The 15,232-nt window shown below is 56.1% G+C and carries 12 protein-coding genes; 7 read left to right on the plus strand and 5 right to left on the minus strand.

The window, feature by feature from the left end:
• The first annotated feature begins 142 nt into the window (after positions 1-142).
• The 6 genes from MGEO_RS17400 to MGEO_RS17425 all read left to right on the plus strand — a co-directional run bounded on the left by MGEO_RS17400 (position 143) and on the right by MGEO_RS17425 (position 7,237).
• On the plus strand, positions 143-2,089 hold the full coding sequence (locus MGEO_RS17400; protein WP_085640732.1) for a Tad domain-containing protein: 1,947 nt from the start codon (positions 143-145) through the stop codon (positions 2,087-2,089).
• On the plus strand, positions 2,086-2,622 hold the full coding sequence (locus tag MGEO_RS17405; protein ID WP_085640734.1) for a TadE/TadG family type IV pilus assembly protein: 537 nt from the start codon (positions 2,086-2,088) through the stop codon (positions 2,620-2,622). The genes MGEO_RS17400 and MGEO_RS17405 overlap by 4 nt, the downstream gene beginning before the upstream one ends.
• A gap of 6 nt (positions 2,623-2,628) precedes the next feature.
• Positions 2,629-3,207 (plus strand): TadE/TadG family type IV pilus assembly protein, encoded by a 579-nt coding sequence (locus tag MGEO_RS17410; protein ID WP_085640736.1) that lies wholly within the window; start codon positions 2,629-2,631, stop codon positions 3,205-3,207.
• 366 nt (positions 3,208-3,573) lie between these two features.
• Positions 3,574-4,563, plus strand: a complete 990-nt coding sequence (locus MGEO_RS17415) for a response regulator (RefSeq protein WP_158091041.1) — start codon at positions 3,574-3,576, stop codon at positions 4,561-4,563.
• 263 nt (positions 4,564-4,826) lie between these two features.
• Positions 4,827-5,579: an O-methyltransferase gene (locus tag MGEO_RS17420; protein WP_233139975.1), complete on the plus strand. Its 753-nt coding sequence runs from the start codon at positions 4,827-4,829 to the stop codon at positions 5,577-5,579.
• 659 nt (positions 5,580-6,238) lie between these two features.
• Positions 6,239-7,237: a glycosyltransferase family 4 protein gene (locus tag MGEO_RS17425; RefSeq protein ID WP_408607527.1), complete on the plus strand. Its 999-nt coding sequence runs from the start codon at positions 6,239-6,241 to the stop codon at positions 7,235-7,237.
• On the opposite strand, the gene MGEO_RS17430 is transcribed toward MGEO_RS17425, so the two are convergent.
• Positions 7,210-8,022 carry a glycosyltransferase family 2 protein gene (locus tag MGEO_RS17430; protein ID WP_158091042.1) on the minus strand — a complete coding sequence of 271 codons (813 nt, stop codon included), beginning with the start codon at positions 8,020-8,022 and terminating at the stop codon, positions 7,210-7,212. The genes MGEO_RS17425 and MGEO_RS17430 overlap by 28 nt on opposite strands.
• On the minus strand, positions 8,019-9,074 hold the full coding sequence (locus MGEO_RS17435; protein WP_085640744.1) for a glycosyltransferase family 4 protein: 1,056 nt from the start codon (positions 9,072-9,074) through the stop codon (positions 8,019-8,021). The genes MGEO_RS17430 and MGEO_RS17435 overlap by 4 nt, the downstream gene beginning before the upstream one ends.
• Before the next feature lie 264 nt (positions 9,075-9,338).
• Between MGEO_RS17435 and MGEO_RS17440 the strand changes: the two genes are divergently transcribed.
• A complete protein-coding gene (locus tag MGEO_RS17440; RefSeq protein WP_158091044.1) occupies positions 9,339-11,192 on the plus strand; it encodes an ABC transporter ATP-binding protein in 1,854 nt (617 codons plus the stop codon).
• Positions 11,193-11,201: 9 nt separating this feature from the next.
• On the opposite strand, the gene MGEO_RS17445 is transcribed toward MGEO_RS17440, so the two are convergent.
• The 3 genes from MGEO_RS17445 to MGEO_RS17455 all read right to left on the minus strand — a co-directional run bounded on the left by MGEO_RS17445 (position 11,202) and on the right by MGEO_RS17455 (position 14,821).
• Positions 11,202-11,840: a sulfotransferase family 2 domain-containing protein gene (locus tag MGEO_RS17445; RefSeq protein ID WP_211297958.1), complete on the minus strand. Its 639-nt coding sequence runs from the start codon at positions 11,838-11,840 to the stop codon at positions 11,202-11,204.
• 411 nt (positions 11,841-12,251) lie between these two features.
• On the minus strand, positions 12,252-12,989 hold the full coding sequence (locus tag MGEO_RS17450) for a glycosyltransferase family 2 protein (RefSeq protein WP_085640750.1): 738 nt from the start codon (positions 12,987-12,989) through the stop codon (positions 12,252-12,254).
• A complete protein-coding gene (locus MGEO_RS17455) occupies positions 12,989-14,821 on the minus strand; it encodes a sulfotransferase (RefSeq protein ID WP_158091046.1) in 1,833 nt (610 codons plus the stop codon). Before MGEO_RS17455 ends, MGEO_RS17450 begins: the two co-directional genes overlap by 1 nt.
• Positions 14,822-15,232 lie beyond the last annotated feature (411 nt).

The following is a 15,232-nucleotide window of genomic DNA, read 5'->3' on the forward strand; positions in this document are numbered from 1 at the left end:
ATGCTCTGTGTTTCCGGGAATTACATCGTGATCAATCTGATTTGGTCATGTGTGGTTCCTCTTTGAGGCTGCCTGAAATTCGATCTCTTGCTGTCGGTATTTCGTGCTCGTGCGCTATGCCGGGAATAAATGAGGGAAGAAAATGGAACATCGGAAGAGTTTTCGGGATTGCCTGAAGGATGATGACGGGACGGTCACAATTTTTTCCCTGTTTATGGTCCTGATTATTCTGATTGCTACAGGGGCCGCTGTGGACCTTATGCGGCAAGAATCCACGCGCGTTGCATTGCAGAGCGCGATGGACCGGGCGGTGATTTCAGCAGCGGACCTCGATCAGGCTCAGGACCCTTCGCTCGTGGTCGAAGATTACCTCCACAAGGCTGGATTGGGTCATGCGCTCAGCGACGTTTCTGTCGTGAATGGGCTTAACTCCCGAACGGTTTCCGCTGCGGGATCTGTTGAACTGAATACGCTCTTCACACGGATGGCGGGGTTCGACCAGCTGAGCGCGCCTGCGCTCAGCATCGCGGATGAGCGCATAGCCAATGTGGAGATCTCGCTTGTTCTCGACATCTCGGGCTCTATGCGTGAAAATGATCGCGTGTCTCTCATGAAGCCCGCGGCGCAGGACTTCGTGACGAAAGTTATGTCAGAAGAGTCGGCGGGGGTCACAACACTTAACCTTGTGCCATTCGCGGGCCATGTGAACCCCGGCGACACACTCTTCGATTTCTTCCGCGGTGAACGCCCCAAGTTGAAGAAGGGCAATAACGGTTGGGGCAACGGTGATCAGGACGCGCCTGGTGGTTCGCTCTGCAGCAACAATGCAGAAAATGCCGATGAGGCGCTGCTGTCTCCGGAGTGTGGAGATGTACCTCCAGATGCGGATCCAGCGGCGGAAATCGAAGTGGTTACCACCTTCTTTCCTGAGTGGCCCAACGCGATCGAGCAGGTCATGTTCTATTTTGATACGGACAATGACGACGTTTATAACCGCGCGCATCTGGTCACCGATTTCCCAGTGAACGCGCCGCGTGACGCAGACCACTTCTTCCGCGGTCTTGCGGCGTATCTGATCAGCCAGGACAGCGAGTTAACCAGTGCCACCCAGTTCCTTGGTGTGTCGATTGAAGGCGGCTGGGCGAAGGATACGCGCTACTTTCAGGTCAAGGGTGACCAGAACATGGAAGACTCCGATCTGGGCCCGAGCAAACATAAAGGGAAGTTCCCAGGCAACACTTACAGCTATGGCAATGTGGACATCGGTCACTGGACCGAGGCCTACGTGTCGCCGAACCTTGAACTCGTCGCTGCTGAAGGCGCAGATGTTACTTCGGCGGACACCATTACCGGCGCGGACTCCGATCAGAACATCAACATGCCGTCCTCCTGTGTCGAGATCTACGACTCTGAATTCCTGACAACGGTCATGCCGACTTCAGTCGACTACGTGCCGCACTTCATGTTCTGGGAAATCGACCGTGAGGCAATGGAGTGGGGCTGGTGTCCGGGTGAAGACGCAACCATCCAATACTATTCGTCCGACCGTCAGGCGCTTGTCGATTACATCCGTGACCTGCCTCTGTATGACGGCACCGGCATTCAGTATGGCATGAAATATGCGTTGTCCTTGTTGGACCCCAACACGCGTGATGAAGTGAGCTATCTGATTTCCGAAGGCCTTGTGGATGGGCAGTTCCTCGGCCGCCCGATCGATTGGAATGACAAGGAGACTGAGAAATATATCGTTCTGATGACTGATGGCCAGACTTCTGCACAGTACCGTCCAACCGATCCGACAGCGGCCATTAACGGAGAGGTAGAACTGAGCACTCAAGGCTCATCGGCCTACACGACTTTCTCCGGGGGAGGCACCAATGTGTCCAATCTGCTGTCCCAGTGCGAACTGGCCAAGCAAATGGGGGTGACCGTGTTCACCATCGCGTTCGAGACAAATGCAGCGGCCACCGCAGACATGCGCGAATGTGCCTCCTCTGTCAGCCACTCCTTCCACGTTCAGGGTGCCGAGATCTCTGATGCATTCGATATGGTGGCGCGCCAAATCAACAACCTGAGGCTCATCCAATGACGACACGTCTCAAGAACCTTCTGTCTCGCTTTCGTAAGGACGAAACCGGATCAGCGACTGTAGAGTTCGTATTGCACTTTTCAGTGTTAGTGACGATCCTTGCCGCATCTGTGGAACTGTCTAATATTAACATCCGGCACGCGATGCTGGAACGTGCGGTTGACGTTGCTGTCCGGGATATTCGACTAAACACTGGCCAGACACCTACCTTTGAAAGTGTCCGCGCGACGATCTGCGAAGAGGCGCGTATCATCGACGGGTGCGAGTCCAACCTGATGCTTGAGATGAAGCAGGTGGATCCTACCAACTTCACACCACTGCCGGCAGTGCCTGACTGCATCAACGCGCAGGAGGAGCCACGCCCGGTTCGCGATTTTGTAGCAGGGCAGGACAATGATCTGATGCTGATCCGGGCCTGTCTGAAATATAACCCGATCTTCCCGTCGACACCCCTCGCTCTTGCGCTCGACATGGACGAAAACGGATATGCCAAGATGATCGTGAATTCTGCTTTCGTTCAGGAACCAAGGTAATATGCCATGTTGAAGTCAATCAAATCACGCCTCTCTAATTTTGCGAGCAACACTAAAGGAAACATTACGCTAGAAGCGGTGATCTTTGTGCCGTTCCTGCTCACGTTGCTGACCGCCACCTTCTCGTATTTTGACGCGTTTCGATTCAAGACCTTAAATACGAAAGCGGCCTATACCGTCTCAGACGCACTCTCACGGCAAACGGATGCGGTTACTGCGGAGTTTCTGGATGGCATGGTGGAAACTATGAAGTTCCTGACCCGTTCGGAAAACCAATATTCGTTGCGGGTAACGACGGTTCAGTTCGATGCTGACGAAAACAAGCACCTTATCAAATGGTCCGAAGGTCGCGGCAAATTCATTGGCATGGGGGAGTCGGAACTCACAACACTTGTGAACCAGCTACCTAAGATGTTGGACAATGAGACGGTTATCGTCGTCGAAACCCATACGTCTTATGCGCCCCCATTTGTTACCAGCGGCTTCGTGACGGATGATCTGTTTTACAACTTCACTGTGGCGCGCCCGCGCTTTGCGCCACAATTGATCTGGGCAGACACGCTAGACGCGGAAGGCGCTGTATGACACGCGCGGGCTTTTCTCCAACCTTGCCTCCGGCCGCCTTCGGCTGGACGCCTCGGATGTCTCGGGAGCAGATCCGGTTTGCACTTCGGGTAGTTCCGCACCCTTGATTGTCGGATCGCAACCCAAACTGTTGGGCCGCAGCCCCGGAGATCTATCTCCGGGGCTGCGGTTTTTTGCCGATCAATACGCAATTCTATGCTGATGCGTCTCATCGCCATTCGGGGAACGTTAAAATTGCGCATTCTTGCCAGATTTTGCGCCGATGGTACTTTTGTGCAAACAGGAGAGTGGACCGCTCCATATCCGTTGGTGATCCAGAGATTGGTGTGAGGTGTCCAGGATGTCCGGGTTATGGGAGATCGGCAAATGAGAATACTTGCGGTTGACGACGATCCGATCGTGATCGATTTGCTGGAGGCGATGCTCTCCGACCTGGGTCATACGGATGTGCAATCCGTGCAGGATGGCAAACTTGCGATCAAGGCGCTGACGGAGTCGCGCCGCGAATTCGATTGCATCCTCCTCGACATCAGTATGCCGAACATCACAGGGATAGAGGTGTGCCGGCTGATCCGGTCAGAACCGGAATTCGCAACGATCCCGATCGTCATGATGACCGCCTTGCGGGACAAGGAGTCGGTCGACTCCGCCTTTCGCGCCGGGGCGACGGACTATGTCAACAAACCGCTCGATGTCGTTGAACTGGAAATGCGGCTGCGCGCCGTCCAAAACATCAACGACAAGCGCCGCCACGCGCTCGAAAACGCAGTTGAGTACCCGCCGCTGAACCTGCGGACGGTCAACCGGTACGACGTCATCAAGGTGGACGGGGTCGATGATCTGATCGACTACACCGCGCTTTGCAACTACCTCGCGCATCTGTCCCTTGCCGGTTTGGAAACCCGTCAGGTTTTAGGTGTTAAATTGCACGACTTCGAACAGATCGCGATGCGCGCGTCGGCTCAGGAGCTGAGCTTTTTCCTGTCCGAGATCGCCGATGTGATCGCCGACCAGTTCCGCCGATATGACTGCATGATGTCCTATTGCGGCGACGGATCCTTCATCGTTGTTACGGACAAGTCGAAGCTGGAATCCTCGGTTTACTTGGAAGAGCGCGTGGCCGCTGCTCTGACCGACCGCAATCTCGAATACGATGACGGGCGCGTGGTTTACCTCGATGTGTCGATCAGCAATCCGATCCGCCCGAACACCAGCAAAAAGCAGCGTGTGCGCAAAACCTTCGACCGCGCCATCGGCCGGGCCGAAGCCCGCATGGCCCGCAAAACTCGTATGCGCTCCCGTCACAACCAATATGGCGGAACTGACTTGCGTGTCGTGAGGTCTGGGCAGGGGTGAGCCCGCCGCTAAGGCAATGTCTGAGTATATCTGAAAAGCTTGACCGGGCCCGTGGTGCGTCGTCTTTCATATCCGAACCTTGCGATGGGCGACTGCCCTGCATTTCAGTTTGGAACGAGTATGGCGACTTCTTTTTGCGCGCTATCGCTGCGCTGCTTGAGGGCTTCTGTCAGTGCCCTACCGCTTTGCTACTTGAGGGCTTGCGTTATCGGGCATTTGACGCAAGTTTCGGATCCGAGATGTAGATGGCAGGCAGTCGGCCCATGGCGATTGCAGGGGAGGCGAGCAAATCTTATCGGATTTATTGCGACTCCGGCTTGGGACATGCGGCGGCAGTATGGGTTTTATCGAAGCTGCTGCTCTCGAGGGGCGCTGAGGGAATGGCAGGCGATTTTCTTATGCAAGGTTCCGACAGACAAGCGGGCAGGGCGATTGTAGATCGACCCGAGCTCACATTTCCGAAGGACGTCGCCGAGTGGGTGCGTGAGTGTTACAGCCAGGCTGAGACCATCTTGGAGTATGGCAGCGGCGGCTCCACCGTGATGGCGTCGGAAATGACCGGCAAGACGATCTTTTCGGTCGAGTCCGATCCCGACTGGTGCCAGGATATGCAGGCCTATTTTAAACGTGTCGGGACGAATTCCGAGGTGCATTTGCACTACGCTGACATCGGTCCTGTCGGGAAGTGGGGGCGCCCGAGATCTCACAAGGCTTGGGCCCAGTATCATCTCTATCCAAATTCGGTATGGGATCGGAGCGATTTCAAAGCTCCCGATCTCGTGCTTGTGGACGGTCGGTTTCGGACGGCTTGTTTCGTCACAGCGCTGCTGCGCACTGAAAAACCGGTGACAGTGCTGTTTGATGATTATGTCCGACGCAAAGCCTATCATGTGGTGGAACGGTTTGCGGAACCCGTGGAAATTCGCAACCGAATGGCGCGGTTTGACATCTTGCCGACTGAGTTGCCGCGGCATGCTCTGTCGGACATTTTGGCTACCTACACGCGACCGTTCTAGAATGCCGTGCAAGGCGCGGCTTACGGGTGTGGATCGGTTGTATGTGCGCGGATGCGGCATGCGTGTCGTGAAGATCTGGGTCTTGCGGTGGCAATGCCAGGGCGCAACAACTCATGCGAGTCCGGTATGCCTTGCTCGTGAATATTTGTTGCTCTGCCGCTCATGGTTAGTTTCTCTTCGGCGTCCCAACAAGCTCGCTTTCCTGTTCGTTTTGGTCGTCCCTGCTTCGTTCTCCGGCCCCTGACTTATGGCACGCAGATGCGCGCTGAGTGACAACTGAGAAGACTCCTTATTCATGTGTTTTCGGTCGTTTGCAGAAGACAGGGTGTGGTGTTTCGACGGCGGCTAACCTCCGTCGCGTGCTGTGTTTTACTCAAGAGGTGCTTCGCAACCAGCATAACGCTGGCGGCGGAACGATTGCCAGATACGAAAGCCGAACTCTCCGTTAGCGAGATACTTGGTCAAAGAAATTCGGATCATCGGATAGCGGATCTAAACGAGTAGACTGCTCAATCAAAGCCACTTGTCACGATCTTTGTGCGACGTGTACTTAATGTTAACGTCCATGCAGAAACGAGATTCTTGGTGGTTTTCATAGATAACCGAATATCGGAATTGGGGCAGGGCGTTCCGTCATCTCAAAAAATTCATTGAATATTGTGTTCCCCCTGATCCGGACCAATACCGGATCTGAAGTCTGGACGCGCAGGTTGGCGACGCTGCTTGCAGACCGGGGCCACAGGGTTGCGCTAGAGGACGTCGCACATGGGTTTCAATATGCACCCTGGCTCGCGCCAATACGTATTCCCGATGAGACCGACGTGATTATCGCCAACAGCTGGTCTGCTTCAGCATTTGCGAGAAAAGGTATTCCGCTGGTGTCGATAAACCACCTAGTCGTGCAGGATCCATTGCTTGCTCCGTTCAAGAGCTTTCCACAGGCACAGTTTCACAAGATGTTCGTTACGCCTATGGAGCTAGCCGCCGCACAGCGCGCGCAAAAAAACGTCGCTGTCAGCAGTTATGTCGCGCGCAAGATGCAAGAGCTTCTTGGTATTGAAGACGTATCGGTCATCGAAAACGCAGTGGATACCGAATTCTTCTGCCCAAGCGAGCGGCCCCGGCAGACCTCGGAAAAGTTCAGATTGCTATTTGTGGGGAACCCCAGCCGCAGGAAAGGCTTCGATCTTATTGCGCAAGTCATGGAAGCACTTGGCGATCGTGTGCAATTGACCTGCGTTGGTCCGAAACCAGGACCTACTTTGCCAAGGCCTGAGGCGACTTATACCGGTCTGCTTGATCGTACAGGGGTGCGCGAAGCTTATCGCGACGCGGATCTTCTTTTGTTTCCATCGCGGGCGGAAGGTTTTGGCTATGCTGCGGCGGAAGCTCTGTCGTGTGGGCTTCCTGTAATATGCAGCGGGAATACGGCAGTTGCAGAGATAGTCGACAAGACGTGTTCAATCACTTGCAGAGCAAATGATGTAGAAAAATGCGTCGAAGCAATTCTGTCTTTGAGTATGGACCCCTCTCGACACGAGAAAATGAAATATGCGGCGCGGCAATATGCACGGACACGCTTTGCAGAGAGCCGCTGGGCCGACGCATTCGAAGCCTTGCTATTCGAGCTTCACAACAAGGACCTGAGACGTCGGTAGGCCAGATAGGTTGGCCAGTAGGCGGCGTAAATAGCACGCATGGCGAGGTTTGGGCAGTGCGTTAAGTGCACGCGCCGTTCCTCGGCAAATCGAGCTTTTAATGAAGGCCAGTCGGTTCTCGAGCTGAGCCCGCTGTCATCCATGTACGATAAGATTACGGGCACTGAGCGAAACTTTGCCCCAGCATTTCGGGCACGGAAAAAGAAATCGTAATCCATCGTGACGCGATATGATGTATCAAAGCCGCCAATCCTTTCGAAGAGATCTCGTCGAGTGAGTGCCCCTTGATGCGGTATGGTCTTGAATAACAATCGTTGCTGGGCACAGTGGCAATGCCGATCTCTGTTTTGGGCCCATCCACCACGACGTATGCTGCAGAGCAAAATATCTATGTCCGGTCCAAGGAATTTGATTGCGTTTTTTAAGCTATCAGGCTCTGCAAACCGATCACCAGCGTGGAGAACCACGATCCACTCTCCATGCGCAAGTGCAATAGCCTTGTTCATCGCGTCGGCAATGCCAAGATCGGGTTCGCTGATCCAATTGATCTTGTCGCTTGAGGCTGCGAGGTCATCTGTGGTGCCGTCGGTCGATCCGCCGTCGGCGATGACATGTTCCACTTCGAGACCCTGCTCTGCGACGCTTTGCACCGTGTCGCGCAGCAAATCCCGTGCGTTGAGCGTGGCCGTCACGACCGAGACCAGAGGACGCAGCGAGCCTGAGGCTGGATCGATCCGTGGCACGTCGGGCAGGGGGCGCGCCGACGATGTCCCGCGACGGATCACTGGAAGACCTCCGTGGTCATGCTGACCGTGCGGTGCCAATTGAAATGCTGTCTGGCCGATACCCGGGCCCGGTTCTTTCTGCGCTCCCGTTCGTCCTCGGATAGGGCTACGATGTCGTCGATCGCCGTGATCCAGGCGTTCGCGTCGCCAGGCGGCAAGAGCGTGCCGGTTTCGCCGTCAATCACCGACGTCTCGTAGCCGTCAAGGCGGGACGCGAGGACGAGACCGCCCGCGGCAGAGGCTTCTGCCGCGATCAGCCCGAAGCCTTCGAACTGGTGGGAACCAGCCTGCACGTTCGGGATCACCACCGCCAACGCACCCGCCATCTTGCGATGCAATTCGGGCTGGGACAGAGGACCCAGGAAGTCGACGCGTGGATGGCTCAAGGCGGCGTCCTCGGATGCGTCCCAGCGCGTCCCGGCAACCGCGAGGCGGATCTCGGGGGGGAGTTGAGGCAGGACTGCGTCGACGAACCACGACAGCCCCTTGCGCGTCACCAGCCGCCCGGCAAAGAGCAATGTCCGGGCGAAGTTGCGGTCCGGCTTTTCGTCGGACACCCGGCAGCCGAGCGGTACGGTCGCGACAGACGCAAAACCGCGCGCCGCGACGCGCGCAGCGGTGGCGTGGGAATTCGAGATGACCTTGAGCCTGGGCAGCATCTTTCTCCCCAAACTCAGGTAGGCGGCAAAGAGACGGCCCTTGATGTCCGGGCGTCCGGCAAGGCTGATGTCGGTGCCATGCACGGCGATAACCGGCTGTGCGTCGCTGCCGATAGCGGCGGCCCAGACCAGTGGCCAGACCGCGAGATCGCCGCCGAAGATCACGGCGCCGGAATGTCGTTGGAACAGTAGCCGCATTCCGTTGCGAAGACCGAAGTCGATCAGCGCCGCGGTCCCGGGGGCGCCGCCACCCTCACGCCCTGGCAAGGCGATCACCTCGATGTCGAAGCCATGACGTTTAAGACCCGCGGCCATTTCCACGCAATAGGTCTCCATTCCACCCACGGCAGGGGGCCACTTTCGCGTCAGGAAGAGCACCTTTTTCGATGTCATATTTGAAGTGTTGCCCCGCACCGCGGCCAGCCGTCCCGACGCGCTTCGATGAATAGTAAACTGCGGAAAGACAATCGTTTTTTCCCGGACCAAACATTTCACAATGCCGCTGGTTCTGCAAGACTTCGACGCTTGGGGGCGGCTTTGGAGGACAGTTGGACGAGTTTCGGCAACAGGTCCGGCCCGGGCGTGCCGGGTGCGGTTCTCTCCGGTTCAATCCGATGCTACGACGGGGCAGATCGTAACGACAGCTTGGACCCCGGCTTGAAAATACTTTGGGAAACACTCGCTGACCTTTGGCGTCTGCTGGATCGGCGGGAGCGGCGGGTGGCCGTGGTCCTTGTGGTCATGCTGTTCATCAGCGGCCTCTTCGAGATGGGCGGCATCGTGTTCCTTTTCGGCTACATCGGCGCGCTGTCGGGGGAGGCCGACGGGAACCCCGCAGTGACGTTATACCAGAGCATCGCCGGGGGGCTTAATGACCGCGCCTTTGCGTTGGTGGCGGGGCTGCTGTTGCTGGTGATCTTCGCGCTCAAGAACGCCTCCGGCTTGTTGACCGCCTTCATGCTTACCCGGTTTTCGATGAAGCGGTACGAGCGCATATCGACACGGCTGTTTGCCACCTATCTGGGGCTGAGGCTCGAGGTATTTTACGGCAAGGGGGCAGTGCAGGCGATGCAGATGCTTCGCGTCGCGACCCGGGTCTTCCGCAACAGCTTCAGCGCTGCGCTGGCGGCGCTATCGGAGATCGCGATCATCAGCACGGTGATGCTGGCCTTGCTGCTGTTTCTGCCGCTGACCTTCGTGCTGACCAGCGGGCTGCTGTTTGGGCTTGGCGGCTACCTGTTCATGGTCTCGACCAAGGCGCTGTCGGACAGGCTGGGGGCGCGTCAGGCGCTCGAGGAACGCGAGATCACGAAGGTGATGCAGGAAGGGCTGCGCGGGATCGTTGATCTTCGGTTGGCCGGGCGGGAGGACGTCATGACCGACCGTTACGCGCGCGCGCTGCAGAGCCTTTCGCTAGCCGACCGGCGAGGCGCCGGGCTTCGGATGCTGCCGCGGGCCTTCAACGAGATGCTGCTGGCCGCGGGCATCGTTCTCGCCGCAGTGTATTTCGCGGATCAGGCAGGAGGTATCGCCGGGGCCGTGCCGACACTTGCGGTGGCGGGCTTTGCGGGCCTGCGCCTGACCGCGGCGCTGTCGCGGCTGACGGCAAACTTGCAGCGGTTGCGGCAGGGAATACCCGACCGGGAGGCGCTAGTGGCCGAGTTGCGCATCGTGGCGCCCACGCTGATCGGGCTGGCCGACGCGGGCAATGGCGTCTCTGCCGTGCCCGCAACCGGCGCACCGTTGCGGCTCACCTCCGAATTGCGCACCGAGGGTCTGTCCTTTGCCTATCCGGGCTCGTCGGACTCGGCGCTCAGGGACATTTCGCTGAGCATTTCAAAGGGTGAGTTCGTGGGCTTCTGCGGGCCTTCGGGTGGCGGAAAATCGACACTGGCGCTTAGCCTTATGGGGCTGATCACACCCGATGCGGGCCGCGTGTTGTGCGACGGGCGGGACATTTGCGAAGACCTTGCTTCGTGGTTCGGGCAGATCGGCTATGTCGGCCAACAGCCCTTCATCGTGCCGCGCAGTCTGCGCGAGAACGTGGCGTTTTCCTACGAGGGTGCCGATATCGACGACGACAAGGTCTGGGCGGCGCTCGAGGTAGCCAGAATCGCCGATGTGGTGCGAGGGCTGGAACACGGGCTGGGCACCGAGCTGGGTGAGGAGGGCAGCCGGTTGTCGGGCGGCCAGCGGCAACGCATTTGCATCGCCCGCGCGCTCTACCGTGACCCGGAAGTGCTGGTCTTCGACGAGGCGACTGCGGCGCTCGACAGTGTCACGGAGGCGGAGTTGACGCACGCGATCGACCGCTTCAGCGGCACGAAAACGATCATCGCCATCGCGCACCGCCTGACGACGCTGCGGTCCTGCGACCGGATTTACCTGGTCAAGGACGGACACATCGCGGCAAGCGGCAGCTTTGAGAAGCTTGAACGTGACAGCCAGGAATTCCAGAGGCTGTTGCGGGGGATTTCGGAGGATCGGTTCGGGGGAACTATTCCGCCTTAAACCGGTTCGCTAAAGGTTGACCGACTCCTTGAAGTGCCAGTGACCTGGCTTTTCAAATTCATACCCGAAGAGTGTAATATCCCGCTGCCAGACCAGCGAAACAGCTTGGCGTGTCTCATCGTCATAGGCCTCTAGGTAGGAAGCAGCATCGGGTGTTGCAGCCTGAATGTGCGTTGTACCAAGATCGGCAATTCCTATCTTCTGCGCGATATCGGCGATGCGCGCATGGCGGTCCTCGAACGGAATGATTGTGGAGACTATGGCCTCCCCGGTCTCGTCGAAGATGAAGTCGGCCGCGGCTATCCGCAACGGCGGGTAGCGAAAATACGGCGTGAATTCGTTAGCCGCGGCAAAGCGCAGAACATATTCCCGGAAGGTCCAATCTGCCGGGATCTCTTCGACCTTCTTCCGGTAAAAATAGAGCGAGTGCATCCGGTCCCAAGGATTTCGCACGATAGTAAAGGTGAAGAGGTCGTTCCAGATGTCGGCGCCAATCATCGCGCGTACCTCAGTGGCGCGCATGTGGTCGGGAAACTGCTGCTTGGTTGCAAAGTCGGGTTCGTTCACATTCATCTTGCCGAACGCGGCTCCGAATTGTCTGGCAAGTTCGTATTTCAAGGACGTTGAGGAGGTCCGGGGAATATCCACGAACCACACTCCAGCTGTCCTGATGGACTCAACCGCTGCGTCGAAAACGCGCTGTCTTTCCCGAGCTTCTTCACGTTCGCGTCGCGATCGCAACATTCGTCTCAGCGGCAAGTCGAACCTCTTTTTGTCCCGTGGAGCGTGCAGTTCCTCCAATATCGGTCACGAATGTTCGTCGCAATGGAAATGAGCTGACGGTTTGATCCGGCGAGCTCTCCGATTGAAGGGAAAACTCCGCCTGTGAAGCGCCTATTTTCACCAACCCGGTAGATTGCAATCGGCTGAACGTCTTCACGGTGGGCACCCGATGCTATCATAATCGACGCGCCGAGACCGCAGAGCGGTTCGGGTCTTTCGTCTACTTGGTCCGCATTGAACAATCAGCCTCGATGAGCCCTGCTCTTGCCTATCAAGTCATCTTAGCATGCGTCTAAAGTGTTGAGGAATGATCTCGGTGAGCAAGAGCTTAATGAAATAGATGTGGGTGGATATTTTTGGTCTTATTTTCGCTACGACCGACCAGCGTTCGAAGGTGCGCTTGTAGATCCCAAGGTCTGATATTCCGCCGGGCAGCATGTAGGCGATTGGAAAATCGAGATTAAAAAATATGCATCCCTCCGTATAACGCTCAAAGATGAACTTATAGTCTGCAACAATCTTCAATGAGGTGTCGAACGGGCGTCTCTTCAGCAAGTTGGTTCGGGAAAATAAACTCTGATGCGAAAATGCATTGCGTTTCCACATTTCGTTTAAAGGCCGGGTTTTCCAATCGGAAAGTTTTCCGTCGTTGATCCAATATGAGATGCCATAGAGAAAATCGGCTTCGTCTGGACTGATGCGTCGTGCCAGTGACAGTACATTGTCTGTCGCAAATACATCACCAGCATTGATAAAAATGATATATTTACCAAGTGCTTGGGCCGCGGCCTTGTTCATGGCATCATAGACACCCTTGTCTGGTTCAGAGACAAATTGGTCGATGAACTCTCGGTAGTTATCAATAACCTCAAGCGATCCATCGTCTGACGCTCCATCGACGACGATGTATTCGAAGTCGTCGAAGTCTTGGGCGATAACGCTTTCGATTGTCTCGGGCAACAGTTCGCGTGCGTTTCGGCACACCGTAACAACCGACACCCACGGTCCGGACATCAGTTGCGGCCTTTGAATTTTCGGTAAAATTTCTTCGCAGGTAGGTAGACTTGCGGTCCGAGCATGTTTGCGAGTCTCGCGGCCACGGCCACCATTGGTGATTGAGACGCCTTGGTCATCTCAAAGACCGCGTCCGTCGAGTTTATCAGTTCGTCGAATCTATCGAGTGTCGCGGTCATCTCTGCGTGGTTTCTTGCTGCCTCGAAATCGTATCCGCAGTCGTTGACGAGTTTTTGGCCGAGATAGTCGAGGTATCCCGGTGCAAGCTCCGCAAGCAAAGAATTCTCTTCAAGCGAGGCCCGCCAGGCATCTGCCCTGCTGCTTTGCACTGTTTTCGTGCTCCAAGCCGTTTTCTGATCGCCGAGTTTCCACGCCTGCTGTCTTTTGGCGAGAGCATTCTCGACGTCGGCGCGTTCAGGATCGAGTTTCAGAAACTGGAAGACCCGCTTCATCTCACCTTTCGTATCTGCAAGAATATCTTCGTAGCGTAGGGAAATCTTTCGGCTCGCACCGGGTTGGAACGCGTGTAGGTTCTTCATCCCGGTCAAAAGGTCGGCGCGCCAATGCGGCAACCGGGTTTCATCGAATTCGATTTCTTCAAGCATCGAGTTCAGAACTGCGAAGGGGTGCCTATGAACGCACACAAAACGTGCCCTTGGAAAAAGCTCGGCAATTTCATCGAGTATCAGGTGATAGCGAGGGGTCTTGTCCAGGAAGTATTTCTTGTCGGCGCCTCGCAGCATCGCATAAATCCGCGAGTAGCATTCACGAAGACACCTCAGGTATGCCTCTCGTTTCCCTGGAAGATGCTCGACGACGTCCTCCAAAGCATTTGCGGCGATGTGAGTGTTGTAGGGCATCCAGCCGACGCTCTTGTCGGCAAAGGCGGGCGCGAACAGTAGCCAGGGCTCAGAAGCAGAGGCGATGTCCGGATGACTCATGATCAGTCGTTGGGTCATTGTCGACCCGGATCTGGGCATCGAAATCAAGAAAATGATGTTCTCACCAAGGATCTCGGCTGGGTCGAGGTCCATGCCATCTTGGCTCAAGGATATTGAATCCATCGCAAACATTCGCCTTTCAAGGGTTTCCGCGGCGCTTTTCTGTTTCGTTGTCTCGAGAAGATGAATGTTTTTTCGGAAGACGTGTCCAAGCCAACTACGATGCTCGCCAAAACTTCTCATCGAGAGGCTTTGCGACACGTTTTTCCGGCTTTGCTCCTCTCGAAAATACCCGGTGCCCCTTACCCCAGAATATATAAATGCCGCCCGTGCAGCCAAGCGGATCTTCAAATCCCAATCTTCATACATCAGGATCTTCGAATCAAAGCCGCCGACCGCCTCGTAGAGGTCTCTTGAGAGCAACATGTCTCGAGGGATAACAGTGGATCTGGTCAGGATCTCCCAGAGCAGATTGCCACTTTTCGGGCGCCTGAAGAATGACTTGTCGAGCTTGATCCGGTCAGTGCTCCTGACGTGGAGATGTTTTGAAAAGGCAACGACGGTATTCCCTTTTGCTTCTTCCGCTTGGACAATCGCGAGCTCCGCTTCGAGTTTCCGTGGCGAAATGTAGATATCGTCGCTGTCCAAAGTCGTTATGTAGCGGCCACGCGCGACCTGGCAGCCATGACTTCTGGCTTTCGCAGGTCCAGAATTTTCCTTCATTTCGAACAGTTTAATGCGTTCGTCACATCTTGCCAAATCCTGAACGATGGTCCGAGTCCGGTCGGTCGACGCATCGTCGACGATCACAAGTTCCCATGCAGTGAGCGTTTGAGCTGCAACAGATGCGATTGCACGTTCGATCCGAACCTCGGCCTGAAACGCGGGCATGATTATCGAAACGAGCGGAGTTGAATTGTTGCACATTTCTTGAACGTTCACGTTCAAACCGGATTGACGATCGTTGCTTCGTATCGGGACATGCATGCTGGGGAGAGCAAGATTTCTCGCCGCTTCGCAGGATCTGCATGTGGCTTTCGGGTGTACCGGTGCGCAGCTTGAAAATTTGTGACGTGATGGTACAGCAGGGCCGCCTGGACTCCAAGTTCTTGCATTGCCAAGTCAACATCTTCAGACATCGGGCTTCCAATCAACGACGGTACCAACGAGAACCCGGCAGGTTCGAAAACTGTCCGGATCATTTGAGCAATCGCCTCGGCATGTGGTCAACCTGAAACAGTGGACGCTGACGAGAGATGCTTTATTGAATGAGTTGCGTTGCGAATGAACGACACCTTAGGG

Origin of the sequence: Marivita geojedonensis (assembly GCF_002115805.1) — a bacterium.
Taxonomy (GTDB): domain Bacteria; phylum Pseudomonadota; class Alphaproteobacteria; order Rhodobacterales; family Rhodobacteraceae; genus Marivita; species Marivita geojedonensis.